23 protein-coding genes and 2 pseudogenes are annotated in these 26,561 nt (G+C 66.9%); 14 read left to right on the plus strand and 11 right to left on the minus strand.

Features of this window, described 5'->3' with window-relative positions:
• The coding region (locus WAX14_RS02875) for a protein kinase domain-containing protein (RefSeq protein WP_422626586.1) at nucleotides 1–3,247 on the minus strand (3,247 nt) is incomplete at its 3' end.
• Nucleotides 3,248–3,373: 126 nt separating this feature from the next.
• Complete coding sequence (locus WAX14_RS02880) at nucleotides 3,374–4,846, minus strand: PLP-dependent aminotransferase family protein (RefSeq protein WP_422626587.1); 1,473 nt, start codon at nucleotides 4,844–4,846, stop codon at nucleotides 3,374–3,376.
• A 103-nt stretch (nucleotides 4,847–4,949) separates the two neighbouring features.
• Here WAX14_RS02880 and WAX14_RS02885 point away from each other — a divergent pair, with 103 nt between their 5' ends.
• Nucleotides 4,950–5,486, plus strand: coding sequence for a methylated-DNA--[protein]-cysteine S-methyltransferase (locus WAX14_RS02885; protein WP_422626607.1), 537 nt, complete (start codon nucleotides 4,950–4,952; stop codon nucleotides 5,484–5,486).
• An 8-nt stretch (nucleotides 5,487–5,494) separates the two neighbouring features.
• Here the strand turns inward: WAX14_RS02885 and WAX14_RS02890 are convergent, their stop codons facing one another.
• Together WAX14_RS02890 and WAX14_RS02895 are read right to left on the minus strand one after the other, a co-directional pair.
• The gene (locus tag WAX14_RS02890; protein ID WP_422626588.1) at nucleotides 5,495–8,101 is read right to left on the minus strand and encodes a LuxR C-terminal-related transcriptional regulator; all 2,607 of its coding nucleotides are present in this window, start codon (nucleotides 8,099–8,101) and stop codon (nucleotides 5,495–5,497) included.
• A gap of 75 nt (nucleotides 8,102–8,176) precedes the next feature.
• A complete protein-coding gene (locus WAX14_RS02895) occupies nucleotides 8,177–9,466 on the minus strand; it encodes an adenylosuccinate synthase (RefSeq protein ID WP_422626589.1) in 1,290 nt (429 codons plus the stop codon).
• Nucleotides 9,467–9,691: 225 nt separating this feature from the next.
• On the opposite strand from WAX14_RS02895, the gene WAX14_RS02900 reads away from it, so the two are divergent.
• On the plus strand, nucleotides 9,692–10,342 hold the full coding sequence (locus WAX14_RS02900; protein WP_422626608.1) for a hypothetical protein: 651 nt from the start codon (nucleotides 9,692–9,694) through the stop codon (nucleotides 10,340–10,342).
• On the opposite strand, the gene WAX14_RS02905 is transcribed toward WAX14_RS02900, so the two are convergent.
• From WAX14_RS02905 to WAX14_RS02915, 3 genes and pseudogenes are all read right to left on the minus strand, one after another.
• Entirely contained in the window at nucleotides 10,328–11,317 is a 990-nt protein-coding gene (locus tag WAX14_RS02905; protein WP_422626590.1) for a helix-turn-helix transcriptional regulator, read from the minus strand. The genes WAX14_RS02900 and WAX14_RS02905 overlap by 15 nt on opposite strands.
• 34 nt (nucleotides 11,318–11,351) lie before the next feature.
• Nucleotides 11,352–11,531: pseudogene (locus WAX14_RS02910) on the minus strand (IS982 family transposase); the annotation flags it as partial.
• 70 nt (nucleotides 11,532–11,601) lie between these two features.
• Entirely contained in the window at nucleotides 11,602–11,838 is a 237-nt protein-coding gene (locus tag WAX14_RS02915) for an XRE family transcriptional regulator (RefSeq protein ID WP_422626591.1), read from the minus strand.
• Between the two features lie 113 nt (nucleotides 11,839–11,951).
• On the opposite strand from WAX14_RS02915, the gene WAX14_RS02920 reads away from it, so the two are divergent.
• Nucleotides 11,952–12,515: a TetR/AcrR family transcriptional regulator gene (locus WAX14_RS02920; RefSeq protein ID WP_422626592.1), complete on the plus strand. Its 564-nt coding sequence runs from the start codon at nucleotides 11,952–11,954 to the stop codon at nucleotides 12,513–12,515.
• Between the two features lie 32 nt (nucleotides 12,516–12,547).
• On the opposite strand, the gene WAX14_RS02925 is transcribed toward WAX14_RS02920, so the two are convergent.
• The 4 genes from WAX14_RS02925 to WAX14_RS02940 all read right to left on the minus strand — a co-directional run bounded on the left by WAX14_RS02925 (nucleotide 12,548) and on the right by WAX14_RS02940 (nucleotide 17,929).
• Nucleotides 12,548–13,891, minus strand: a complete 1,344-nt coding sequence (locus WAX14_RS02925; protein ID WP_422626593.1) for an MFS transporter — start codon at nucleotides 13,889–13,891, stop codon at nucleotides 12,548–12,550.
• A gap of 30 nt (nucleotides 13,892–13,921) precedes the next feature.
• Nucleotides 13,922–15,841, minus strand: a complete 1,920-nt coding sequence (locus WAX14_RS02930; protein WP_422626594.1) for a flavin-containing monooxygenase — start codon at nucleotides 15,839–15,841, stop codon at nucleotides 13,922–13,924.
• 23 nt (nucleotides 15,842–15,864) lie between these two features.
• On the minus strand, nucleotides 15,865–17,016 hold the full coding sequence (locus tag WAX14_RS02935; RefSeq protein WP_422626595.1) for an alpha/beta hydrolase family protein: 1,152 nt from the start codon (nucleotides 17,014–17,016) through the stop codon (nucleotides 15,865–15,867).
• A 130-nt stretch (nucleotides 17,017–17,146) separates the two neighbouring features.
• On the minus strand, nucleotides 17,147–17,929 hold the full coding sequence (locus WAX14_RS02940; RefSeq protein WP_422626596.1) for an SDR family NAD(P)-dependent oxidoreductase: 783 nt from the start codon (nucleotides 17,927–17,929) through the stop codon (nucleotides 17,147–17,149).
• Between the two features lie 140 nt (nucleotides 17,930–18,069).
• Here WAX14_RS02940 and WAX14_RS02945 point away from each other — a divergent pair, with 140 nt between their 5' ends.
• The 11 genes and pseudogenes from WAX14_RS02945 to WAX14_RS02995 all read left to right on the plus strand — a co-directional run bounded on the left by WAX14_RS02945 (nucleotide 18,070) and on the right by WAX14_RS02995 (nucleotide 25,981).
• A complete protein-coding gene (locus tag WAX14_RS02945; RefSeq protein ID WP_422626597.1) occupies nucleotides 18,070–18,492 on the plus strand; it encodes a YidH family protein in 423 nt (140 codons plus the stop codon).
• Nucleotides 18,450–18,818: a DUF202 domain-containing protein gene (locus WAX14_RS02950; RefSeq protein WP_422626598.1), complete on the plus strand. Its 369-nt coding sequence runs from the start codon at nucleotides 18,450–18,452 to the stop codon at nucleotides 18,816–18,818. Before WAX14_RS02945 ends, WAX14_RS02950 begins: the two co-directional genes overlap by 43 nt.
• Before the next feature lie 116 nt (nucleotides 18,819–18,934).
• Nucleotides 18,935–19,956, plus strand: a pseudogene (locus WAX14_RS02955) (IS1380 family transposase).
• Between the two features lie 724 nt (nucleotides 19,957–20,680).
• Nucleotides 20,681–21,481 (plus strand): helix-turn-helix domain-containing protein, encoded by an 801-nt coding sequence (locus tag WAX14_RS02960; RefSeq protein WP_422626599.1) that lies wholly within the window; start codon nucleotides 20,681–20,683, stop codon nucleotides 21,479–21,481.
• Nucleotides 21,481–22,194, plus strand: coding sequence for an RES family NAD+ phosphorylase (locus tag WAX14_RS02965; protein WP_422626600.1), 714 nt, complete (start codon nucleotides 21,481–21,483; stop codon nucleotides 22,192–22,194). Before WAX14_RS02960 ends, WAX14_RS02965 begins: the two co-directional genes overlap by 1 nt.
• Nucleotides 22,195–23,033: 839 nt before the next feature.
• Entirely contained in the window at nucleotides 23,034–23,459 is a 426-nt protein-coding gene (locus WAX14_RS02970; protein WP_422626601.1) for a hypothetical protein, read from the plus strand.
• A gap of 14 nt (nucleotides 23,460–23,473) precedes the next feature.
• The gene (locus WAX14_RS02975) at nucleotides 23,474–23,641 is read left to right on the plus strand and encodes a hypothetical protein (protein WP_422626602.1); all 168 of its coding nucleotides are present in this window, start codon (nucleotides 23,474–23,476) and stop codon (nucleotides 23,639–23,641) included.
• A 260-nt stretch (nucleotides 23,642–23,901) separates the two neighbouring features.
• Nucleotides 23,902–24,069 (plus strand): hypothetical protein, encoded by a 168-nt coding sequence (locus tag WAX14_RS02980; RefSeq protein WP_422626603.1) that lies wholly within the window; start codon nucleotides 23,902–23,904, stop codon nucleotides 24,067–24,069.
• Between the two features lie 638 nt (nucleotides 24,070–24,707).
• On the plus strand, nucleotides 24,708–24,965 hold the full coding sequence (locus WAX14_RS02985; protein WP_422626604.1) for a restriction endonuclease: 258 nt from the start codon (nucleotides 24,708–24,710) through the stop codon (nucleotides 24,963–24,965).
• 9 nt (nucleotides 24,966–24,974) lie between these two features.
• The gene (locus WAX14_RS02990) at nucleotides 24,975–25,361 is read left to right on the plus strand and encodes a hypothetical protein (protein WP_422626605.1); all 387 of its coding nucleotides are present in this window, start codon (nucleotides 24,975–24,977) and stop codon (nucleotides 25,359–25,361) included.
• Nucleotides 25,362–25,456: 95 nt separating this feature from the next.
• Nucleotides 25,457–25,981 carry a hypothetical protein gene (locus tag WAX14_RS02995; protein WP_422626606.1) on the plus strand — a complete coding sequence of 175 codons (525 nt, stop codon included), beginning with the start codon at nucleotides 25,457–25,459 and terminating at the stop codon, nucleotides 25,979–25,981.
• Nucleotides 25,982–26,561 lie beyond the last annotated feature (580 nt).

The following is a 26,561-nucleotide window of genomic DNA, read 5'->3' on the forward strand; positions in this document are numbered from 1 at the left end:
CGAGCAGGGTGCGGCGCGGCCACCGCGCTCGCCACGTCTGCACCCATTCCGCTGCCCAGCGGCACGCAAGGTCGGTGTGTTCGGCGGTCGGGTCGGCCAGTAGCGACCGGATCGCGGTGGCGTCGTCGATCTGCGCGGTCAGCAGTTCGGGGCCGGTTCCGGTTCCCTCATCCGCGGTGTACTGCGGAAGCGGCCGCGCTCTGCGCACCGGTGGAAGCGGCCGCGCTCGGCGCACCGGTGGAAGTCCGAGCCGAACGCGTTCGTTTTCGACGGCGGCCGCGAGGCGCTCGATGTGGAGGTTCGCGGCGGCGTCGGCGCCGTCACGCAACCGGTCCGTCGCGGTGCGACGGTCGCCGCGCACGGCCGCCACCCGCGCGCCGACGACGAATCGTGCAATTTTGAATTCGACCATGCCATCTTCGGCGCCCAGCCCGGAGCCGTCGTCGAGCAGCCGTGCTGCATCGTCGAGTTCCCCTCTCTCGTAGAGTAATTCACCGCGAACCACACCGGCGAGCAACGCGAAGGACGAGCGCCTGCCGCCGGCACGGCGCGCGAGGGTGAGCGCTTCCCGGAAGTGGTCGGCAGCGGTGCCGACATCGAGTTCCTCGAATGCGGCGAGTCCGAGCAGGATGTATCCGTGCATGACGTTGTACGGTCCTGCGTTGAGTTCGTGGTACGGCAACGCGAGTTCCTGCAGTCGCCGCACCTCCTCGAAGTCACCGAGGTACAGCGCATCGAAGGTCGCAGTGTTCAGTCCGGACGACACCACCACCGACGGCAGGGTCGCTGCCCGGGCCAGACAATGGTCGGCCAGCCCGGTCGCCCGCCCGACCCGGTCGGCGCGGACGTCGACGAACGCGTGGAGGACCTCCACCTCGACGGTCATGTCGTCGACGTCGGCGGCTGCGACGGCACCGCTCGCCATTCCGCGTTCGGCTCGTCCGAGGGCCCGCAGTCCCTGCTTCATGTGGTGGGCCCCGATGCTCGCCCACGCGAGGTCGAGTTGTAGTCGCGGCCGCAGTGCAGTCTCGGGCGCGGGTAGTTTGGCGACGAGACCGAGCAGTACTGCCCCCTTGCCGTGCTCGAGAAGGTGTCTGCTGTCGCGTTCGACGAGGTCGACGGCCCGCGCCGTATCACCCGTCGCGAGCGCGTGGTCGACTGCCTCGGCGAGCATGGCATGGTTCTCGCACCACTGTGATGCGGTGCGGTGCAACTGCATCAGCCGCTCGGGGCGGTCTCGCTCGAGACGCTGACGCAGGAACTCGGCAAACAGTGGCTGGAACCGGAACCATCGCCCCTCCTCGTCGACCCGGTGCAGGAACAGGTCGCGTTCCTCGATGTCCTCGAGAAACGCTTGCCCACGCTCACACCCGCTGAGCGCAGACGCGAGACTCCCACAGGTGCGTTCGGTGACGGACGCGGCCAGCATGAAGTCGACGAGGTCCGGTTCCAGCGACGCGAGAACGTTCTCGGCCAGGAATTCGCCGATGTCGCGGTGCCGTCCGGACAGGTGCGCGATGAACTCGTCCGGATCATCGTGTGCTCGCAGCGACATCGACGTCAGTTGCAATGCGGCCGGCCAACCGTCCGTCGCTGCTGTCAGCGCCGCGACGTGGTCGTCGTCGAGATTGAGTCCGCTCTGCACCACGAGAAACTCGCGAGCCTCGCGGATACTGAAACGCAGTTCGTGAGAACCGATTTCGATCAGATCGTCGCGTACCCGCATCCGGCTCAGCGGAAGACCTCGCCGGGACCGTCCGATGACCATCAGTTGCAGGTGGCGGCAGCAGTTGTCCAGCAGGAACCCCATCGCCGCGATGGTGTCCCGGCCGGTGACGCGATGCCAGTCGTCGACGATGACGACGATCCGTTCCCCGACGGCATGAATCTCGTCGATCAACGAGGTGAGGACCTGCCGTTCGGCCTCCTCGCCGCGTTCGGCGAGTATCTGTGCCAGATCGTCGACGAGTCCGGGCCGGACCTGCCGGATCGCTTCGACGAGGTGGGTGAGAAACCACACGACGTTGTTGTCGTCCTGATCGATGTTCAGCCATGCCACCGGGACGCCGGTGCGGTCGAGCACATACCGCCACTGCACCCCAAGGATCGTCTTGCCGAAGCCGGGGGGAGCGTGCACGGCGAGCAGTCGGCTGCGACGCTCACCGGCGAGCACCGCGAGCAACGCACGGCGTGCCACCAGCCGTCGAGTCTGTACCGGGGGCCGGAACCGGGTGATCGGCGCGGGCGGGGTGGTGGCTCGGGTGCCGGGTCCAGTGCGCCGAGCGCTGCGCCCGCTCACCCAGCTCGTTCCGCCGGTCGGATTCGGCTCGTGCGGCAGGTCGGACGCGCCGCCGATCGACAGGTCGTCGACGACGAGACCGTGCCGTGTCTGCACGTCGCGCAGTTTCCCACCGAACTCGGCGGCAGTCGCGGGCCGATCCCTCGGGTCGGCCGACATCGCCTGTTCGATCACCGCGGACAGCGCGTCGGGCACACCCTCCTTACGCAGGTCGGGTACCGGTTCGGTGCTCATCCGCACGAATTGGGTGACGATCTTCTCGCCGCTGCGGCGTTCGAACGCGGCATGCCCGGTGAGCGCGCAGAACAGGGTTGCGGCGAGGCTGTACACGTCGGATGCGGGTGTCGGTGTGTGCCCGGACAGTACCTCCGGCGCGGTGAATGCCGGCGACCCGGTCACCTCGCCGGTCACGGTTTCGAAGCCACCCCGGATGCGCGCGATCCCGAAGTCGGTGAGCTGTGGTTCGCCGAACTCGGTGAGCATGATGTTCGCGGGTTTGACGTCGCGGTGCAGCACACCGAGCCGGTGCGCGGTCTCGAGCGCACCGGCCAGTACGACACCCAGGTGCACGGTCTCCTCCCAGCCGACGGGGCCGGTGCGGCGGATCCGCACCTCCAGCGAATCGCGGCGGTGATATTGCATCACCAGATAGGGGCGCCCGGATTCGGTGGTACCGACCTGCATCACGTTGACGATGTTCGGGTGCCCCGACAGGCGACCCATCGCGCGTTGCTCCCGCAGGAAGCGTTCGAGATTGTCCGGATCGAGATGGGACGTCAACACTTTGACCGCGACGGTGCGGTCGAGCGCCACCTCGTGGCAGCGGTACACGATTCCGAATCCGCCGCGCCCGATTTCGTTGGCTTCCGCGAATCCGGCAAGGGAAAGTTCGGTGGCAACGTCGGGTCCGACGTCGCGCTGTGTGGACAGCGGGTCCTGCCCGGTCACGGTCGCCCTCGCATCTCGTTCCCAGTACCGGTGTTCGTGGTACCGATGCTTGCTTCTCCCCGCACCTTCGAGGATAACGTCCGCCACCGACATTCGGACCCGCTCGGCTCGCGTTGCCGGCGCCGGTCAGACCACCAGACGCGGTTCGGTGAGGTCACGGCCGATCGCGAGCCCGCGGTAGGCGTCGGCGACGGCGGCGACACCGCGGCGCAGTTCCTCGGGTTGCCGCGTGTACGGCAGTCGCACGAACCGTTCGAACGCGCCCTGCACCCCGAACCGGGGGCCGGCCGCGAGCAGCACCCCGTGGTGGGGGGCGATGGCGGCGAGTGCCGTCGACACCGGTTCCGGCATCCGCACCCACAGCGACATTCCTCCGCGTCCGGCCTGGCACGCCCATCCCGGAAGGTGGGTGCCGAGTTCTTCGAGCATCACCGCCCGTTGGTTCCGGAGCTGTGCGCGCCGCCCGGCGAGCAGTTCGTCGACGTCGGCGAGCAGGTGCGCGGCGGCGAGTTGTTCCATGACGGGAGTGCCGAGGTCCACCGCGGAACGGGCTCCAGTCAGCCGGGTGATCAGGTCGCGCTCGGCGCGGATCCAGCCGACCCGCAGACCACCCCACAGCGACTTACCGGTCGATCCGATGGTCACGACCGACTCTCCGTGACCGACAGCCTGCGCGTAGGACGCGATCGACGGTGGTGGCGGTTCGTCGAGCCACAGATCCACCATCGTCTCGTCGACCACGACGGTCATGCGGGTCTCGTGGGCGATGCGGGCGAGTTCGGCGCGACCATCCTCCCCCAGGCACAGTCCGGTCGGATTGTGGAAGTCGGGGATCAGATAGGCCATGCGTGCCGCGGTCTGACGGGCGGCGCTGCGGATCCCGTCGGGGTCCCAGCCGCCGTCGGCGCCGCCTTCGGGTCGCACCGGCACCGGGATCGGTCGGGCGCCGTGCCGTCCGATCGCCTCGAGGGCATTCGGGTAGGTGGGGTGGTCGACGACGACGCGGTCGCCGGGGTCGGTGAGGACGCCGAGGAGAAGCCTCAGGGCGTGCTGGGCTCCGGTGGTGACCATGATCTGGTCGACGCTCGTGGGCAGTCCCCGCTCCGCATAGCGGTGCGCGATCACCTCGCGCAGGCCGGGGATACCGATCGGTTCGACGCCGTGGCCGGTCAGATAGGCGGGCATGGCTCGCAGCGCCGCCGCGTAGGCGGTCTCGATTTCCGGTCCCGGCGCCGGCATCGACGCATCGCTCAGGTCGATCGCTTCCCCGGCGGGAACCGTCGCCTCGGCCCGCCGCCCGGCCGGACGCGGGGCACCGGCCGGTTTCGCGACGACACTGCGCGCACCCTGCCTGCTGTTCAGGAATCCCTGTTCGCGCAGGAGAGTGTAGGCGGAGGTGATGGTGGTGCGGCTCAGCGACAGCGCGGTCGCGAGTTCGCGTTCGCTGGGCAACGCGACCCCGAGCGGTACGCGACCGTCGCGTACGAGCAGCCGGATGCCGTCGGCGAGCGCCCGGTACGCGGGGCGCACATCGCCGGTGTCCTGCCAGTTGCCGAGGTCCCGGGCGAGGGAACCGGCACCGATCGCGCGAGTCATCACCGGTCCAGTATTGCAGTCCAGTCGCGGGCAGTGGCCATCTGTCGGCGGTCCAGTTCATACTGGGGCGGTGACCGCATCCGGCACTACCGACACCCGAGAACCACTGCACGCCGCGTTCGCGCTGTTCGACACCGCGATCGGCACGTGCGCGATCGTCTGGTCCGCAACCGGCATCGTCGGGGTCGCACTTCCCGACGCAACACCGGAGCACACCCGCGACGACGTGCGGCGCCGATTCCCGGCCGCTGCCGAGCACCCGGTGCCGCCGGCGATCGCACCGATCGTGGGGGCACTGACCGCGCACACCGCCGGGACCACCGACGATCTGCGGTGGGTGCCCGTGGACTACCGGGACATCTCCGAATTCGATTGTTCGGTCTACGAATTCACAAGATCACTCGATCCCGGCTCGACCGCGACCTACGGCGATGTCGCCGCGGCACTCGGACGACCGGGCGGAGCGCAGGCCGTCGGCCAGGCACTGGGCCGGAATCCGGTCCCGCTGGTGGTGCCCTGCCACCGGGTCCTCGCCGCCGGTGGCGCCATCGGCGGCTTCTCGGCGCCGGGCGCCGTCGTCACCAAACGGGAGCTCTTGGCGCTCGAGCACACACCGGGATTCGACGACCCGACCCTGTTCTGACCAGCGTCTCAGTGGCGCTCGCGCAGCGCTCTTCCCAGTTGCGTTCGGTCGGTGACATCGAGTTTCGTGCACGCCCGGTAGATGTGCCCCTCGACAGTGCGCACCGACACCACCAACCGGTCGGCGATCTCCCGATTGGTCAGCCCCGTCGCCACCATCGTCGCTATCTCCCGTTCGCGGCTGGTAAGCGGAAGCGGTTGTGCTGCAGCAAGTATCGCCGGGGTCGTCACATGATCGCACTGCTCGGCGAGAGCATTCGCCGCAGCGGCCGCATGGAGCGCCTCACCCCGGCGGCCCGCTGCCATCGCCGCGTGGGCGGCCTGCGCGTAGGCGTCGGCGGCGTCGATCGGGATCCCCAAGGCTTCGTACTCCCCGGCGATCTCGGTGAGGGCACCGTGATCCGCGGCCGCGACCGCCGCGGCCTGCGCCGCGGCGAGCGGCACCAACCGTCCGTCGCACACCTTCACGAGTTCGGCGAGACGCGCCGCAGTGGTGCTGTCACCGAATCTCGTCGCGGTGTACAACGCGAGGGCCTCTACGCCGAATTGCCCACTCTCCGAAGCTGTTTCAGCGGCACGTCGAGCGGTCTTCAGAGCACACGACAGTTCGCCGCGGGCCGCGAACAGCCACGCCCGCGCAAGCTCGTGCTGCACCGCATTGAGAAGCAACGGGCTGGTGCGCGCGGCGGCGACCTCCAGGACCGCGTCGGCGTCGGCGACCCGCCCCAGCATCGCGTATGCGACGACCAGCGGCCCGTACGCCGGGAACACCCATGCGATCGCGTTGGTCGGTGGACCGACACTCAACGCGGCGATCGCCTGTTCGAGGCGGCGTGCCGCGTCGACGACCCTGCCCCTGGCCAGTTCGACATCGGCGACGACGACGCTGGCCTGCCCCCACGCGAGATACTCGAGGCTGCTCGCGCTGTCGAGGAAACGGCGCGCCCGGCGTTCGGCGGCGTCGAACTCGCCTGCGAAGAGTTGCGCGTGCACCGACGCGACCGCGGCCATATACCGGAACAAGCCGTCGACCTGGTCCGCGACGGTGTCGTTGCGTGCCGCGGCAACATCCGCCGCGGCCGTGCGGCCGGACACCCCGTACGCCCACAACTGTGCATAGGTGGCGAATTCGACGGCCCAGGGCAGCAGGTCCGGTTCGGCCAGCACCGCGTCCGCCTCGGCGAGTCCCTCCTCGATGCGGTTCCGTGACACCGCACAGGTCGCTGCCAGCGCGCGCACGGCCAGTGCCAGCGCGGGATGCTCCACGCGGTCCCGCAGCAGCGCGAGCACCTGTTCGGCCGTCGCGACGTCGCCCTTGCCGAAGAACAGGTTGGCTGTGCGCGTCATGCCCCACCGCAGCACCTGCGCCGGATCGAGTTCGTCCGGGTCGAACCCGGCCAGTTGCGCCTCGGCTTCGTCGCACCGGCCGAGCCAGAGCAGCGTGCGGGCCAGCAGTTGCGCGGCGTCGAACCCGCCGCCCGCACGGACCGCGGCCCGCGCAAAGCGCTCGCCGAGACCGAAGTCGGCAAGTCTCATCGCGCTGCGCGCCGCCGACGTCAGCAGCGCGACATCGGGTGCGCGGTCACTCTCCAACGCCAGCGCGGTGAGCCGGATGTGCGCTGCCGGCGTCGACAGGTCGGACGAGCGCAGTGCCTCGACGAGTGTGCCGCGTAGCCGACGTGCCGCAGCACGGCCGACGCCGGCGCGGATGACCTCGCTGAACAGTGGATGCGCGTAGTGGACCTCGAGTTCCGAACCGTCCTCGCGGACGCTGATCAGGCCGCGTCGTTCGGCGTCTTCGATCGCATCTTCGGTGCCGATGGACGCGAGCGTGTCCAGGTCGATCGGCTCGCAGAACGCGAGGAGTTGCAGGCAGCGCAGGACGTCGTCGGGGAGTTGCGCGATGCGGCCCTCGAGCAGCGCGGCGAGTTCGGACGTGATGGCCACCCGCCCACGCAACTGCCAGACGCCACGTTTCTCGCGGAGCGTTCCGGCTTCGAGAGCACCCTCGACCAGGTGCCGGAGGAACAGCGCGTTTCCGCCGGACGCCTCCCACATGCGATCGGCGCTGAGTTCTTCGAGGGTTCCACCGAGCACCGACTCGATGTATTGGGTGCTCTGTTCGCGGCTGAACGGCGTCAGTTCGAGATGCTCGAGGTAGCCGTCCTTCCACAGCGACGTCACCGCGTCCGGCACCGACTCGCCGGTCCGGACGGTCGCGACGATATGCGCGACGCCGTCGATCGCGAGTTGATGCAGGAATGTCGCGGACAACTGGTCGAGCAGGTGCGCGTCGTCGACGCCGATGACCAGACCCGCGCCGTCCGCGAGCAGTGCTTCGCGGGCGGCGGCGAGGAAGTTCACGGGATCGCGTGAGGTCGCCGAACCCACCAGATGCGCGAACACGCCGAGCGGGATACTGCGGGCGGATTCGGTGCCCGCCACCCAGCGCACCCCGCCGGGCAACGATGCGGTCGCGAAACGAGCCAGGGTTGTTTTTCCGACACCGGCGGCACCGGTGAGCACCACCCCGCAGGTACCCGCGTCGGCCGTGAGGGCCCGCAGGATGACGTCGAACTCCCCCTGCCGCTGAACCAGCGGCCAGGTCTGGCTCATGGCCAGGAGTCTAGTCCCGGCAGGGGGTGCCTACAGCAACTCGGCGAACACCATGCGGTCGGCGGTTCGCCGACGTCAGGCCAGCACGTCGTGGCGCACGATGGTTTCGTCGCGGCCCGGTCCGACCCCGATGCACGAGATGCGCGCACCGGACAACTCTTCGAGACGCAGCACGTAGTTCTGCGCGTTCGTCGGCAACTCCTCGAACGTGCGGCAGTGCGAGATGTCCTCCCACCACCCCGGCATCTCCTCGTAGATCGGCTTGGCGTGATGGATGTCGGTCTGCGTCATCGGCATGTCGTCGACACGCACACCGTCCACGTCGTAGGCGACGCAGATCGGAATGGTGTCCAGGCTCGACAGCACGTCGAGTTTGGTGAGGAAGTAGTCGGTGATGCCGTTCACCCGGGTCGCGTAGCGGGCGATCACGGCGTCGAACCAGCCGGTGCGGCGGGCACGTCCGGTGGTGACACCGACCTCACCGCCCTGCTTGGCCAGGTATTCACCGTGGTTGTCGAACAGCTCGGTCGGGAACGGGCCGGAGCCGACACGGGTCGTGTACGCCTTGAGGATGCCGAGCACCGTGGTGATCCGGGTCGGGCCGATACCCGATCCGACCGCCGCGCCACCGGAGGTGGGGTTCGACGACGTCACGTACGGGTAGGTGCCGTGGTCGACGTCGAGCAGTGTGCCCTGCGAACCCTCGAGCAGGATCGTCTCACCGCGCTCGAGCGCCCGGTTGAGCTCGAGCCGGGTGTCGGTGATGCGATGCTTGAATCCTTCGGCCTGACCGAGCACCTCGTCGACGACCTGGTGCAGGTCCAGCGCCTTGCGGTTGTAGATCTTCGCGAGCACCTGGTTCTTGAACTCGAGGGCCGCCTCGACCTTCTGGGTGAAGATCTTCTCGTCCAGGACGTCGGCGGCACGCACACCGACACGGGCGATCTTGTCCTGGTAGCAGGGGCCGATACCGCGTCCGGTCGTGCCGATCTTCTTGGCACCGAGGAAGCGTTCGGTGACCTTGTCGATGGCCACGTGGTACGGCATGATCAGGTGCGCGTCGGCGGAGAGCAGCAGACGGGACGTGTCCACACCGCGCTCTTCGAGGCCCGCGAGCTCCGTGAGCAGCACACCCGGATCGACGACGACACCGTTCCCGATCACGTTGGTGACACCGGGGGTGAGAATGCCCGACGGGATCAGGTGCAACGCGAACTTGTCGCCGTTCGGGAGGACAACGGTGTGGCCCGCGTTGTTGCCGCCCTGGTATCGCACAACCCACTGGAGGCGTCCGCCCAGTAGGTCGGTAGCTTTGCCCTTGCCCTCGTCGCCCCACTGGGCGCCGATCAGGACGATTGCCGGCATTCGCTGTCTCCTAAGCAGGTATCGAGGTGCGGGCGGTCTCGCCTGCAGGTTCCTGCCGCCACCGGGCAGCAGCCGGGACGTCAGTCTAGTCGACGGCCGGTTCCCCATCGTGCCCGGCGTCGCCGGATCGCCCGGCACCCGCATTCTGGCCTTCACTACAGTGGACGACGAAGCTGGACACCTGACCGAACCGATCTGCTGCGAGGAGCCCTGTTGACCCCGGTCGTGCTCAAATGTGGTGAAACACCCGTACCGCTGGCGCTCACGCCGGTAACCGCGGTATCCACGGCCGCGCTGCCGGAAGCCGACGACTTCGAGGACGTGTTCGCCAACCTGGAGGCCGTCGAGGACCCGAGGTTGATCGTGGTCGGCGACGACGCCGCGTTCGCCGCCACCCTCACCCGGCTGATGCGCACCGACCGACTGGGGATCGAGCTGGCGTACGTGCCCGAGAAACGCACACCCGCCACGGAGGCTTACGGGCTGCGCATGGGCTCGAAAGCGGCGGCCGAGGCATTGCGGGGCACTGCCCGGTCCATCCCACTGATCCGCGACGACGCCGGGATCGCCCTGGTGGGTCGTGCACTCGTCGAAGGCGAGGGCCCCGATCTCGTCGGGGAGGCGTACGTCGACGACGCGCGACTGTTCTCGGGCACCGTTCCTGGCATGCGCATCGAACCGACGCCGACGATGCCGGGCCTGCGCGCGGCGATCGACCGTCCGCGCTGGTTCGGCGGATACCGCTGGACGGAGGGACGCGCCGTGCAACTCGGAACGCCGGGCGCGATACTCACGCGGGACGGTGTCACGAACCCGCGGGCGGTGAAACGCTCCACCTTCTACCGACACGACCGGAACTGGCTACTGGTGTTCTGAGCCGCCGCGAGTTCGCGGAGGCCCACCCCGATTGAGTTGTGCCAGTTCGTCTGCGGCCGCGCACAGGGCCGCCCGCAGCGACGGCGGTTCGACGACCTCCACACCGCCACCGAGGGCGAGGAACTGGTCGACCGCGACATCCGCACCTTCGAGCATCAGGCCGACCGTCACCCACCCGTCGTCACCGGATGCGATCGGTTCGACGTCGGCGGCTCCGGCTCCGACGACCCGCGCGAGCCGATGCCACGCGCTCGGCGACAACCGAACCGTGCACGCGAATCTTCGGATGTCACGATCGAATTCGAGCCTGGCTGCCGACCACCACGCGGCGAGGTCGAAATCATCCGGCCTGCATACCGATTCGTCGAGAACAGCAGCATCGGCGATTCGGCCGATTCGGTAGCTGACGATGCGCCGGCTGTGCGCGGCGACGAGATACCAGATGCCCGCCTTGGCGACGAGACCGAGTGGGTCGAGGGTGCGGGTGACGATCGTACCGTCGCGGCGGTACCGGATGCGCAGCTTCCGTCCGTCGAACACGGCGGTAGCCGCGATCGAAAGCTGTTCGGTGCCACCTGGTTCGGTGAACCAGCCGGGCGCGTCGACATGAACACGATCACGCCAGACCTGCGCCGCGGCCCGCAGCGGCAACGGCATCGACCCGAGCAGCTTGGCTCGGGCCGAATCGACCTCGACGCCGAGTTCGGCGGCGAGAGCAGGCACGCCCAGCAACATGAGGGCCGCGGTTTCCGGCCTCGTCAGTCCGCTCAGGCGCGACTGCCACCCGTCGAGCAGCCGGACCCCGCCGCCGGGGCCGCTCTCCGTCCATACGGGTACCCCCGCCGCGGACAGCGCCCCGATGTCGCGATACACGGTGCGGACCGAGACACCCAGTTCGTCCGCGAGGACCTGCGCGGTGACACCGGGACTGCCCTGGAGGCGAAGCATCATCTCGAGCAGTCGGGCCGATCGCATGGCTCGACATTAGATGGCTGATTCGTTGAACCGGTCAGCGATCGAAGGCAACCGAGGACCACTTTGCGACGGCCCCGATATTCCAGTTGCGCCAGATCCGCGCGGCCATCGCCAGCAGACGCTGAGCAACACGGGCGAAGACCCCATGAGTGGTCCGGCCACCGCGCTCCTCCAGGTTGCGCTGTGCTGTGAGCGTGAAGTTGACCGAGCGGACAGAGGTGCAGGTCGGCGGCGAGCCAGCCGCCGGGCACACCGAGATGCTCACGGTCGACGCGCAGTTCCGGTCATGGTGCTGGCGTCGTGCTCGCGGCCGACGGTTCTGTTCGTGTCCGGTAGCGATGTCCGCGGCCGGGACGATGCAGCAGCCAGTTGTCGACCGTTTCCGGCAGCCATCCATCGATCGCCCCGATGCGAACATCTGCGGGCGGGAGCATCCCCTTCACCCGGTAGCTCTTGATGGTGTTCACCGAGCAATCGACGCGTGCTGCGAACTCTGCGATGGACAATCCGCGAACGGTCACGCGCCCAGACTACATCCGAACACGCCCATGATACGCCCGAACAGGCGTATCATGGGCCCTATGAGAAGCAGGGCTACGGAAGCGGGCACCGGCGCGGGCGATAGAGTCGGGGCGTGACCGCTTCGAAGAAGTCTCCCGCGGCGGAGAGGACTGGTGACACGGATTCGCGGACCGCACTCATCGAAGGTGCTCAGCGTCTACTTGCCCAGCGCCCACCGAGCGCGATTACCGGCAAGCAGATCGCGAAGGAATCCGGCGTCCACTACGGGCTGATCTATCACTACTTCGAGTCGAAGGACGCACTGTTCCTGACGGCGATGCAGGAACTGACGGCGGACTACATCGCGTATCGAAGCGCGACGGTCGACCGATCGATAGCTCTCCCTCGCCTGCCGTTCGAAGGTCATGAATTGTGGTGGCGGGCGGCCGCCAACTTTTCCGCAGACGGTGGCGCATCCTATACATCGCTGGGGTGGACATACCCCGTGATGAATCATGAGCTGGGTGAAATCCTCAAACATCATCCGGAGGTATCGGAGTTCACGGCCAAATCGCACATCGTGCGGGAAGTGTGCCTGAATTTCGGGTGGATGTTCTTCAAGGAGACGCTGGCTCACGGGATGCAAATCAGTGAGGAGCAGATGGCCGAGTTGGGACATTTCATCTCGGAGAGATAGTCCCAACTCGGCCATCGAGGATGTACCGAACTCTACGCAGGGTTGCGCGCCGTGTCGGTCCTGAGCAGGAGTGTGCCGAGCCGCTTGGCTTCGCGTCCGGGATCGATCAGCAGGAAGCCGGCCACGCCACCGGCAAGGACGATCATGCCCGAGACGATGAAGGCTTGGCTGTAGCCTTGCCCCTCACCGGAGGCGTCGACAATCCACCCGAACACGGTGGGGCAGACGACCCCGGCTGAGGTGATGATCGCGACGTAGATGCCCAGCGCTGCCCCTCGTTGCAGAACCGGCAGGAATTCGGAGAGCAGCGTTGCTCCGGTGGTGAAGGTGACCAGTCCGAGTCCGAAGCCGACGCACAGCGCGACGATCTGCGCGGTTCCCGGGGCCATCTGTGTGCTGACGATGATGAAGATGCCGGCGAGGGTGACACTGCCCGCAGCCATGTAGCCCCGTGCAATCTTGCTGCTGACGCCGTTCTTCATCAGTTTTTGTGTGACGAACGCTTGGCTCAGCAGGAAGAAGATCGCGGTGAGCGACACCGACATGACGATCGTCGACGCACCTTGCGCGGAGTATCCCTGGGCCTTGCGGAGGAAGGCCGGCAGCCACGCGGAGACAATCGCAAGGGCCCAGTAGGCGGCGAATCCGACGCACACGGTGCCGATGTAGGTGCGGCTGAGCAGCAGTGTCCGGTAGGGGACTCGTCCGTCGCCGTCGAAGACGGATCCGCTCAGTGCGGCGCCCTTGGCGCTGCCGGTGTAGGGACCGTCCTTGCCGACGAAGTACCAGACCGCCATCCACACCACACCGGCGGCACCGACGGCGAAGAAGGCCCAGTGCCAGTCGTGGTTGCTGATGATCCAGGTCAGCGCAGGCGCTGCGACAGCAATGCCACCGAACGCACCGACATTCTGCAGGGCGATCGGCATTGTGCGTTCGTGGTCGCGGAACCATTGAGTGGCTGCGTGGAACGACAATCCTGCCGAGGGACCCTCACCGAGGCCGAGGATGATGCGCGAAATCAGGATGATGAGGAATCCGGGTGCCAGCCAGATCGAGAATTGGCTGATCGACCAGATCGCGACCATGATGAACAGCAACCATTTCATGCTGCGCTTGTTGGCCAGGAAGCCGGCCGCGACCGCAGAGAGGGAGAACAGGAAGTAGATCGAGCTTGCGAGCAGTCCGTACTGGCTCGCGTTGATGTTGAGGTCTTCCATGAGCGGGACGGCGACGAGGCCGAGAACTGCTTTGTCTGCCCAGTTGACCAGGGCGAGAGCGACGAGCATGGCTGTCACTGCCCAGGCTCGTCGGGTGGATCGATGCGCTGCAGGTGCAGCGGCAAGGGGGGCGTGCGCGCCGACTTCAAGGGACATGTCGATCAACCTTCGATTCTGGTGACCACGTTATCGGGCAGGGGCAGTATTTGGGGAGATGGACTCGAGCGTGAAGTGGTCGAGGTTCACGTCCTGGGTCATGGCCCAGTACTCGAACGAGGTCCACGGCATGTTGGTGGTGACACGGCCGGCGCTGTTGCGGTACCACGTGCCGCCCGCCGAGACCGACCAGACCATCTCACCGAGTCGCTGGTCCAGGGCTTCGTTGTACTCCTCGAAGGCCTCGTGGTTCACTTCGACAACACTGGCGTCGCGCTCGATCATGGTCTTCACGAGGTCAGCGATGTAGCGCGACCAGTTTTCGGCTTGGAAGAAGATGCTTCCGCCGGTGCCGATGTTGGTGTTGGGCCCGTACATGATGAGGAAGTTCGGGAATCCGGGCACTGCCATACCGAGGTAGGCGCGCGGGTCGTCATCACCCCACACCTCGCGGTTCGACTGTCCGTTGCGGCCGTAGATCGAGTAGGACGCCAACATCTTCGATGCTTCGAACCCGGTGGCGAACACGGCGATGTCGACGGGGTGGCGCTGGCCGTCGTCATCGACGATCGCGTCGGATTCGAAGCGAGGTGTGCGGCAGTTGACCAGGTCCACGTTGTCGCGGCGAAGCATGCGGTACCAGCCGTTGTCCCGCAGCATGCGTTTGGTGAAGGGCGGGTAGTCCGGCAGTACCTTCGGTAGCAGATCCTGGCGGTCACCGAGTTCGTCCGCGATGTACTGGGTGAGGACCTCACGCATGCGTGCATTCTCGGCGCTGATCGAGCCGTCGTCGCTCCGCCAGGTCGGATCCACTGTCTGGGCGGGGCGCATGACGTCGTTCTGAGACAGCAGGGTGCGGGCGCGGAACCATCGTTCGTAGGCGGGCACATTCGCCAGCAACCATTTCTCGCCGTCGGTGACGTTGTGGCTGTAGTTCTCGACACCCACGTTCCACTGGGCGCTGCGCTGGAAGACGGTGAGCGTGTCGACGATCGGGGCCAGTGTCGGACCGATCTGATTGCCGCTGGCCCCGGTGCCGATCAGCGCCACCCGCTTGCCGTCCACCGCGACCGAGTGGTCCCATTCGGCGGCGTGGAACACCGGTCCTTCGAAGTTGGTGAGGCCCGGGAGGTCCGGGATGCTGGGGCGGTGCAGGAGACCGGCGGCGCTGACGACGACGTTGGCGCGGATCTCGCGGGCGTGGCCGTCGGCCGTGCGGACGGTCACCAGCCATACCCCGTCGTGTTCGCGCCACTCGGCGGTGAGCACCTCGGTGTTGTAGCTGATGGCGTCGGTGAGTCCCTCGAGTTCGACGCATCGACGGATGTAGGCGAGGATCTCGGGTTGTTTGGCGTAGTACCGCTCCCAGTCGGGATTGCGAGCGAAGGAGTAGGAGAAGTAGTGGCTGGCGATGTCGACGCCGCAGCCGGGGTAGGTGTTGTGATGCCACGTGCCACCGCTGTTGTCGCTCTTCTCCACGACCTCGAAGGAGATTCCGAGCCTGGCGAATCGCCGTGCGGCGGCGATCCCGGACAGGCCGGCGCCGATGATGACGATATGGAAGTCGTCGGCTGCCTGCGGTCGCCCTGCCGACCACTCGACCTCTGCGGTGTCGGACAAGCCCATCTCTTTGTGCAGCATCGCGTGCTCGGCAGCGGGCAGGGCGGCGCCCCGGGCTCGGTCGAGCAGGGTGTCCACCAGCGACAGTTCGGGTGAGCTGTCGGCGTCGATGGACACGATGGCATCTGCCAGTCGTTCACGGATTTCTTCGAGGGCGGCGTCGGGGAAGGTGTGATCCCAGGGGTTGGCGCCGGTGATATGTCCCGCCCACCGGTCGGCCGGGGAGAGGTCCGCGGTGAGCTCGCACAGGGTGAGCAGTTGGCTTGCCGGTTCGCCGTCACGCAGCAATGCCAGCAGTTGGTCACGGCTCATCGTTGTCGGTTCGGTCATGATGTCGGGTTCTCCTCGAGATGTCACTGGTGGGGGGCGGCCAGGACGCGGTCGACGCGGTCGCGCATCCATGTCCGGGTGATGTGGTGTTTGTCGGCTGGGTAGCGGTTGATGACGTGTTCACCGCGCTCGAACAGCGCCATGTGTTTGTCCGGTGAGGCGAGGTGATCGAGTAGTCGTTCGCCGTCGGCGAGGGAGACCATCGGGTCTGCGTCGCCTTGCAGGAGCAGATAGGGGCAGGTCAGGTCGATGCGTTCGGCGGAAAGTTCCATCGACTCGAACACTGCTCGCACGTCCTCGGGAGAGGCATCGTTGCCGCAGAAGGTGCCGAGTTTGCGGGCGTAGCTGCGACGCACCAGGGTCGAGGCCATCGACAGGACCGGTCCGTTGCTGCATACGGCCGCGAACACCGGGTACCGCGAGGCGATGAGAACGACGAGGGCGCCGGCCATGCTGTTACCGAGCGCCGTGATCGGCATCGATCCTGCGCGCATGACCAGGTAGTCACAGACCTGCTCGTAGGAATCGAGCCACCGGGTTGTCAGATAGTGCTCGTGGACGAACCGCGTTTCACCTTGTCCGGGCCCGTCGATGACCACGGCGAGAAAGCCCTCCTCGACCAGTGGCAGAGCGGTACTTTCCCAATCCATCGACCACCCGTCGACACCGCCGTGTACCAGCACCACCGGATGAGGCCCCGGCGTCGAGGGAGTGATGACCCACGCAGCCATCGGTCCGCCGACGGTGTCGATGACGACGTGCTCGTACCGAGGATCGTGTTCTCGCGCCGTGGCGAAGTTGGCCGCCGCCGCAAGGTACGTTGCGCGCCGTTCGGCGGTGTTCTCGAGGTCCATGACCTGGCTGATGCGCTGCAATGACGATGCGCGGGCATACAACATCGACTGCCCCAGCACGGTCGTGGGCACATCCGGCGCTTCGGCGCGGGCCAGGAGCTGATCGGCCAGCGCCAGCGCCGACCGCTTCCAGGAAGCGGTCTCTGCGGCGAGTTCCATCAACCGCAGCCCGTCACCGAGTTCGACGCCGTAGGCGTGTAGCCGATGCACGGTGAACTGTCGCAGCGCAGCCTCGGTCGTTGCCGCTTCGTCCTGTGTCCCCGCGATTCCCGTCGGATATCTGAGGTCGTCGACGAGTGCGGGCCGTGCACTTGAAGTCACGGGTATTCTCCTTCGGAGGTGCTCAGGAAACGCGCACCGGTTGCGGCACAACAACAATCGAGGCAGGTTTCGGTGCGCCGCCGCAGCAGTGCGCGGGGCGTGTGATGTGGGGTGCAGGTTTCGGGGTTTGTCAGGCCCCGTTGGTGGCCACGGTCATCGCGTCGGAGATGATCCGCAGACCGACATGGCCGATGGCGCCGCCGTCGACGGGAATGTCGACTCCGGAGATCCACGAGGCCGCGTCGGACATGAGGAAGGCGACGATGGGGGCGACGTCTGCGGGTGCTCCGACCCGACCCAGCGGGATCAGGCTGAGGTGCGCGTCGATGAAGTGTTGCGGAGTGCTGTTCTGCATGGGGGTGTGGATGTATCCGGGCAGAACACTGTTGACGCGGATACCGCGGGGCCCCAGTTCCATGCTGGCGATTCGTGAGAGTCCACGAAGCGCCCATTTGCTCACCCCGTACCCGGCGGCAAGGTGCGCGCCGACTCCTGCGATGGAGCTGATGTTGACGATCGACCCGCTTCCGGTTGACATCAGCGGTGCCATGGCCTGGATCGCCAGCAGCGGGCCGGTGGTGTTGACCGCGAGCAGCGTGTTCCAGTCCTCTAGCGAAATGTGTTCCAAACGACCGGCTTTCCCACGTGCGCCGACGATGCCGGCATTGTTGACCAGTCCGAAGATCGAGCCGTAGGTCGCCTCGAGTTCGCTGGCCAACCGGGACCAGTCGGTGGGTGATGTCACGTCCATGTGCCGATAGGTCACGCCGTGGGGCAGGTCGCCTTCGGGCTCGAGAAGATCGGTGACGACCACAGTCGCTCCCTGACCGGCCATCAACTCGGCTTCTTCTCGGCCTTGTCCGCGAGCGCCTCCGGTCACCACGACGACCCGACCTTCCAGTTCTGCATTCATGCGTTCTACCTGCCCTTCTCTGCGGTCTCCCGCGGACATTCGATGTGTGATGCCAACCGCGACAGCTCCAGTGTTGTGATCTATCCCACTGCTAAGATAGGCCTTGACTGACAGATCAGTCAACCCACTGGAGAGGTGCGATGACACGCCACGAACAAGCAACGAAGCACGAGAACGGAGCCGGCCACACAGCGCCGGGCCGCGACGAGGTCGCCACGGGAGCGAGCGATGAGGTGCACGACGCCGAGCCGGACTACCGCTTCACCTTGGCCAACGAGCGCACCTTCCTCGCATGGATCCGGACCTCTCTCGCCCTGTTGGCCGCCGGCGTGGCAGTCGGTGAACTGTTCGCTGACGCGTCCGATGGTGTCGGGCACGCCACACTGGCCGTGACGTGCGTCGTCGTGGCGACCGCACTGTCCTTCGGCGCGTTCCACCGATGGCGCCACGTGCAGTCGGCGATGCGCCGAGGCGCACCGCTGCCATCGGCCGTCCTTGTGCGCGTGACGATCATCGGAATATGCGTGATCGCGGGCGTGTGCGCGCTGGTTGTGGTTGCGTGAAGCCCGCAACACCCCGAGATCCCGGTCTCCAACCGGAACGAACCGTCCTGGCATGGCGCCGAACGACTCTCACCGGCACATGCCTGGCATTCCTGTGCTACCGCGCCTGGACCCGGGACGATCATTGGGCAACGAGCGCGTTGCTGACCTTCAGCGCACTGCTTGTTGTCCTGTTGTGTGTCGGCATGGCGATTCGCGCGCGCCGCTATCGACTCGACCATGCCTCGCCAGAACCCCTGCCGGCCTCGCTACTGATGGTCACCACCGCCGTCGTCATCGGCGTCGGCGTACTACTTCTGGCAACTATCCAGCACTCCTACACCTGAATCCACCGACGCCCCCGACGGGTAGCGGCGTGTCGAGATAAAGAAAGTGCCCCCTGAACTGGGATGATTGATGTTCTTCACGCAAAAATCAGTCCAGTTCGAGAAAGGCACTTCCAGTGCAAGCGTCCCACAGGTTCAGCGCCGGATCCGCACTGTTCGACGACGACAACATCGTCTCGTACAGCGGCCTGATACCGGTGATGACCTTGGTGCTGCAGACAGGCCTGTCCGACCTGCTGGCCGAGAAGATCACGATCACCACCTCGAAAATCAAATCCGGGGCGGCAAACCCCGCTCCGAAACTGTCCACCCTGATCGCCGGGATACGGCTGCGCTCAGGCAAGACCGGATCCGGCAAGGGTGCCGGGCACATGATCGCCGGAGCGACCGCCACTGCCCGCTCCGCCGGCGCAGCAGCACAGATCCTGGTACGCGGCGACTCCGCGTATGGCACCCGCAAGGTCGTCCGTGCCTGTCTACGCGGCGGCGCCGAGTTTTCGCTGGTGACGACGAAGAACACGGCCATCATGAAGACATCGCATTAATACCCGACGATGCGTGGACGCCGGTGCAGTACACCCGAATGCGGTTCGTGACCCGGACACCGGAGCGTGGATCTCCGACGCCGAGGTCGCCGAAATCGAGTACACCGCGTTCGCCTCCACGAAGGACCGGACCGCCGCCCGACTGGTGGTGCGCCGCGTCAAAGACGCCCGCTATCTCGACGCACCGATCCCCGTGTGGCGGCATCACCCGTTCTTCACCAACTCGGCCCTGCCGACGGTGGAGGCCGACCTCGTCCACCGCAAACACGCCATCATCTTTGGCGGTATTCGCCGACTTGATCGACGGTCCACTCGCCCACATCCCGTCCGGTTCGTTCGCCGCGAACTCTGCGTGGGTGCTGTGTGCGGCGATTGCCCACAACCTGCTGCGCGCCACCGGCATCCTCGCCGGTGAGCGGTACGGCCGCGCCCGCGGAGCGACACTGCGCCGCAAGATCGTTGCCGTCCCTGCCCGCTTGGCCAGGCCGCAACGCCGACCGATCCTGCACTTGCCCAGCTACTGGCCGTACGCATCGCGATGGTTGCGGTTGTGGCACAACGTGATCGGAGATGCACCTTCCGTGGCTGCCTGAACTCGCCCATCTCCGACGCCGTCGGGTGACCTCGTTCGTAGTGGAAAAGCTGGGTAGACCGGCGGGTACCGCATGCCCGCAGTCGTTGTCATGCACGCCGGTCGGCCGTGTGCTTGCCTCACCAGCGAGTCGGTGGATTCAGGCTAATCTCTCCTGGTTCGGGCGGGGGTACGCCCGCGGCTCCAGCATCGTCTCTCTCCCGGCCGCGCCCTCTCGTCGTGAAAACACGATGCATAGGGCTCCCGCATTGCCGACGCGAGTGACGGGTGTCTGACGGGTGCCGCCGGCCAGCCAGGACCTGAGGTCCGGGGGTCGCGACCAGTTCGCGGTCACGCCAGGTTGGACGTCGGTGTCGTGCCTGCGGTTCCCGGCCAGGCGGGGGAGGGTGGCCGACGCGAAATCGTCCGAACGGCCCGCGCACGGCAGGAGACAGTGGAAGCCGCCGGCACCGGGCTGGTGTCGACGGCTCCGATCCCGAGCGGAAACGCTGCGCTGCGCAGGTCTTCCCGAAACGGGGGCGACAGTGCCTGTCATCGCGGCCTCTCGGCACGTGGTCGCTCGGAGCGACGCAAGGGGTGGTACCCGGGGCATGTCCAGGCACGTCATCACCGCTGGTAGACGACGGTCCGAACGACACTGGAGCCCGTTTGAGTCGGTCGATCCGCATATGACGCGTTACCCGCATATCCCGCGTATGCTGGTAGCAGAGTTAGGGGGTGGATTCATGTCGCAGGGATCTGAATCAGCGCCGCAGGATTACCTCGACGTCGCAGCGCTGATCGAGGAGCTGGCAGACAACGGCGAGAGTGTCGGCATCGTTGCTCTGCCGGAGACAGCTCCGTCGTTCGTCTTCGTGGACTGCCGTTGGGGCGACTCGGACACACCTGCGCGGAGCCTGGGGTCGGACAGGTTGCACGAGGCGTTGGGGAGGTGGATGCATGGTTACCGTCTGTCGCCTCTGCGGCCTCTCGGTGACGCCGCGCGCCGTGCCTTCACAGTGTGGGTGGCGGACCCCAAGCGGGACACTCATCAGCTCGGCCTGCCGTTCGCTGTAACGATGCTTGCCGCCGATTCATCGCCCGATGCCGCCGCGGAGGCTGATGCTGACGAGTGGGGGCCGGCGATCCCGGACGAGGAAGCCGCCACCCTCGAGCAGGCGAACTTGAAGCTCCAGGTCGAACACCGTCGCCAGGAGCTGAGTGCGTCGATGTCGAGGACGGAGGCCGCCAACCTGCTCGGCGTCTCGCCGCAGACGGTCTCGGAGTGGGTCGCCCAGCACAAGCTCGTCGGGCTCAAGGACGGCCGGGAATGGCGGTTCCCTGCCTGGCAGTTCACCCCCGACAACGCGGAACCGGTCCTCCCGGACCTGGACCGACTCGTGGCCGCCTTCCCCGGTGGCGAGGTGAGCTTGTCGCGGTGGATGAACCGGTCGAACGACAACTTCGCCGGCAGAACGCCTGCACAGGAGATGGCCCGCGACAGTGACCATGTGATCGCGATCGTCGAAACCCTGGTTGCCACCTGATGGCCAAGCCGCTCGACCAGCCCTCCCGACCCTTGCCGAAAGCTGACTACCGGTGGATCTGGACTCCGACCGACGGTGCCGCCGCACCGTGGTTCCGGGTCTATCACCGCACCGCCCACGTCCCTGACGGGGTCACCTTCCGAACCTTCGGACCGTTGAACCGATTCGATCACCACACGCCACCGGTCACCGCGAAAGCGATCGACCCCGACGGGCGGTCGGTGAGCTACTTCGGGGTGAATCTGGCGACGGCGGCGTGCGAGGTGTTCGGAGAAGCAGGCGTCGCACCGGTGTGCCCGGGCTTCCGCGTCACACTCGTGCGGCCAGTGCGGGAGATCGTCACCTACGACCTGGCCCAGCCCAACGCAGCGATGGCCATCGGCGCGGTCCCGGCGCTCGCCTCTGGCAACGAGAACCGTGAGCTGACCCAGCAGTGGGCTCAGGCCATCTACGAGGACCAACCCACCGCGACGAAGGTGGAAGGCATCCGCTACCGGACCGCATATCGCGACGACTACTCGATCGTGTTGTGGGATTGCCCCGATGCGGTCGAGGTTGCCATGGACGCGAAGGGGCAGCCTCTCGACATTCCCCTCAATGAGGGCCGGGGGCGAAAGCTCCTGCTGAAGGCACTCGCCGGCACCGGTATCCCGGTCACTTTCCCCGCGGCCGACGACTGCACGAGATGCTCGCCGGCGGGCTCGGCCACCTGACGTGCCGTGACATCTACATCTCCGGTGAGCAGCGCGACCGCGGCCGGTCGTCGCGGCGGCGAGTAGTGGCGAGTAGTCAGGAGCGAACCGCGGGCAAGGTCAGGTGGGTGGAAGATCTGCGGAGCATGTCGGAGGCGTAGGTCAGGATCAGGGCCCGATCTGCACTCAACGCGAAGGGTGGGCAGCGTGCACGATCCAGGGAAGACCGTCGTCGCAGTCGAAGGCGATACCGCACAGGCGAAGTACGCCAAGACGAAGGAAATGTAGGGAGTCGCGTTCGGCGACATCACTTTCAGCAAGGAACCGCTGCGGCGCGGCGATGACCGTGGGCAGATCTACGTCGTCGAGTTCGATTCGGGATGGATCACGGTTGGGTACAGGACGATCTGGCCGGACCGCCGCAGCAAACTCGACACCGAGTTCGAGAACCGGTACGGCTGGACCGTCGAGCGGGACTGGCAGTCCGGATCGTTCTCCGCCCTTCCAGTCGCAGGCGGGACTCGGCCGGCACTGAGAGAGCTGGAGATCCAGGTCCTCGATTTCATCCGGCGTATCCCTGGCGTGCAGGTGTTCAGCGACGAGCTGCCGGATCGTGGCCGCGGAGTGTGCGGACCGGAGAGACCGAGACCTTCCGTGGGCGGTCGTTCGGTGACCTCGTGGCGTGCGCGGATGTTCTTGCGCGGCGCAGTCCGACGGACTGAACCCGAGTGTGGGGGACATGCCATTGTCGCAGGTAGCGGATGTTTTCGTGTGGCCGTGAGGCGGGAGCGTTGCGAGAGGCGGCGGCTCGGGGGCGAGTCGCGTTGCGATTCATGTAGACCCTATGTAAAACTCTGGGCATGGTGAAGATCGTGATCTCCGACGTGACCCCCGCCGAACTCGCCGCGGTCACCGATGCCCTGGCGGCCGCCGGCCGCGAACATCATGTTGTCCAGATCGTGTGGAACCAGGACGAAGCGGCGGCGCTGCTGGCCGAGCTGAAGCAGACGCAGGTGCGGTTCCTGCGGTTGCTCGTCGAGTGGGACGGCGTGCTGACCGCGGACGCGTTGCGTGAAGGCGGGGAGACGTTGCGCGGGTCGACCGGGCCGATCACCAAGGCGATCGCCCGTCTTGCCGGTCGCGGCGAGATCCGCGGCGGCCTTCCGGCGGTGTTCGACAGCGTCTACGACCCGAACAACCGCGCGTTTCAGAAAGTTCGCGCGTACCGGACGGACGCGGCCACCCTCGCAGCGTTCCGGGCCGCGTTCGACCAGATCGACGGATGAGGAGGCCGACGCCGATGAGGGCGTCGACGAACGTCTTGGACGTGCTGGTCGGGAAACACACTGTGGTGCGTCGGCCCGGCTCACGCAGCCGTCGCGAGGTACTGCTGGTGAAGGCCGCGGCCGCCACCGCCGTCGCCACCGCGCTGGTCATGGCCGCCGGCATCGTGATGCTCGTCGTGTAGCCCTGGTCGACACCGGAGCCCCCGACGGCGGTGTCGCTGACGATGACGCTCGCCCCGGTCGGGATGCTGACCGCGATCTACGCCATGATCAGCGCCGCCGGGAACGCACGCGATCACCGCGACGTCTTGACCGGACGCGAGATCTCGGCCATGCTGCTGCCCCTGGCAGAGCCGTGGCTCCAGGCGCGCGAGGCGGTGAGAACGATTCAGGCAGCCGACGGGCGCGACGGCGTTCGGGTGCGTGAGGCAGCCGAAATCCAGTGGGCGATGGCCGAACACGTGAGACCGCAGCCACCCTCTACATCCAGGTGCCCGCGGTCCCGGTGGACGCGGTGCATCAGGCCACCCTCGACCTCGAGGCGGCCATGCAGGATCACGCGGACTGGCTTGCGACGCTCGCCGCGACGCACTCCGGCGCTGCTGCGTAACCCGGGCGGTGAGGCGCACAGGTCCAGCAGGGCGCCGGTGCTGGCGCGACCCGTTGTGCGTTCGCATAGCGCACTACCGAACCTAGGCAGGAGATCGACGTGCCTCATCTTGATGACCACCATTCGGTGCTTTCGCGTGCGAGCCGGGAGCGCGGGGCGTGAAGAAAAGGTGGCTCTGCGGATACTGCGGGTTCCCGCTGGCCGTGGGGTGGGCGAACCGCTGCCGAATCTGCCTCCACCACAACCTGGGATCGCGGGGCCGATGGCGCTTTCGGCACTCGAGCACGGCACGCTACTTCGACGATGCCGACCGGGACTCGGGCGGTGGTACCTCGACAACCGGGGGTTGATCGAGCAGTAGTACCGCGAGAGCGACGCGAACTCACGGAACACGCTGTACCGAGCGGTGCTGCGAACGGAGGATTCGGTGATGCGCGGCCACCGTGTAGGCGCTGCATCATCCGAACCGCCGCCCCCACCGCGAGACGCAGCACCCCGAGGATCCGGCGCCGCCGATCCGTCGCGGGCAACGCGAACTGCGCCGCGGACCGAAGCGCCGCCGCGGCCGCCTACTCGGCCCCTGCGTACGTGGCAGGACGCGGAGGACTTCGCCGAGCACTGGATGCGCAGCAACGGTTATGAGGACGCGCACAAGACACCACCCCGGCGCGGACGGAGGTATCGACGTCACGTCGGCTCGCGCGATCGCTCAGGTGAAGTTCCAAACGAAGAAGGTCTCACTACCCGAGGTTCAACGGTTGAGCGGAATCGCCCACGCCGAGGGCAAGGACGCGATCTTCTTCTCCTCCAGCGGCTACACAGCTCAGGCCAAGGCATGGGGGGACCAGCATGGGGTCCTGTGCCTGAGATACCGCCCGCGGATAGACCCACGCTGAGCCCTCAACGTGGCAGCACCAGGTACGGCCCGGTCACGCTGGTGCCACCTCGATACTGAATCCGTCGGTGGCGCCCCGCCGGTGTTCTGGGCGTTGGCTCTGCCCACTGCCGCTGTGACCGGGCTGGTGCTCGGCCTGTGCGCACTCGCCGGCGCCCGGACCGCGGTCAGGCTCACGCGAGCGACGACGCCGCGGTCGTGGCAGTGGCGGCAGATGTTCGCCCTTTGCGTCGCGTTCTCCACGCTGCTGCTCAGCCTCCCGGCGGCCGCATGGATCGACCTCGCGACGGTGCTCGCGCCCGGCATGATCGCTGCGGTCGGGTACGTGTGCGCGTTGCTGATCTGCCCGCCGCTCGATCGAGCGATCGCCGACGTCACCGGCCGCGTTGCTTCCTGAAGTGAGCTGAGGGCGCAGCAGTGGCGCATCTGTAGAGTGGCCGCATGCACAGGCCAGACGATCCTCACGTCGAGCTGCCGCGTCGTATGCGCGTCATGGGCACGTCCGGTTCGGGTAAAAGTCGACTGGCAGAACAGATTTCGAGACGTTTAAATGTTCCTCGACTCGAACTTGACGCGGTCTTCTGGGATGCCGACTGGACGTATCGCGATCTCGCCGATGCGCATGCGCTGATCACCGAGTTCACCGCCGACAATCCGGACGGCTGGGTGATCGACGGGAACTGGACCTCACGGTTGGACGGCCTGCTCGATCCAGGAACGCCGGGCGGCGCCGACGCAGTGGTCTGGCTCGACCATTCCCGCCTGGTGGTGATGGGGCGAGTGATCCGGCGGACCCTGCGGCGAGGTCTGCTCAGGGAAGAGCTCTGGCACGGGAACCGCGAGAGGCCGACGTCGTGGCTCAGACGTGATCCGGAGAAGAACATCATGCTGTGGGCGTGGAAACAGCATCCGGTCACCCGTGATCGCATGGCGGCGCGCACGACCGCTGGGTGGCCGGTGATCAGGTTGTCGGAGCAGCTTGAGGTGGATGCCTGGCTCGCGTCGCTGGACGCCTAAAGCGAAGCTCACGGGGGGTGCAGGCGGTACCTCGATGTCGGGGTTCCGCCTTCTGTGCTGATACCCCACCCGCTGGGCGACGTACGCGGATCAGGCGCTGGTGTTGTACGCGGCGCGTGCGGCGGTGATGACTGATCCACCCCGGCATTTCCGGAGAGCTCAGTGCGTGAGCACCTCCCCCGGATTGAGGGTGCGCACCCGATCGTAGTGGAGCGCCTCGGCGTGGTCCGACAGTTCGCGGCGGTCGGATGAACGCACCCGAGCGAACGCTGATCCCACCCCACGCGGTGAAGTCTGCAGCCCACGTCTGGACTACGGCGCCGTCGAGGAGCACGACCCCGGCCTGATCGAAGCGATGCGCCTGCACAACCTGGTCTGGGCGGACGACTGAATCACCGGGCGGCACAGTGGCGCAGCGCTGACAGTCTCCCCAGCAAGTGGGTCCCGGTCACCAAGGGGATGACCGGGCAACCGGAGCCGCCCGTCCACTGGTCCTTTCGCCGGCAGATTCCAGCAGCTGGACCGACGCAGGCGACGACCGAAGCCGCCTCATCCCTGACACAAGATGTCAGGGATGAGG

The sequence above is a fragment of the Rhodococcus sp. (in: high G+C Gram-positive bacteria) genome (assembly GCF_049299235.1).
GTDB lineage: Bacteria > Actinomycetota > Actinomycetes > Mycobacteriales > Mycobacteriaceae > Rhodococcus.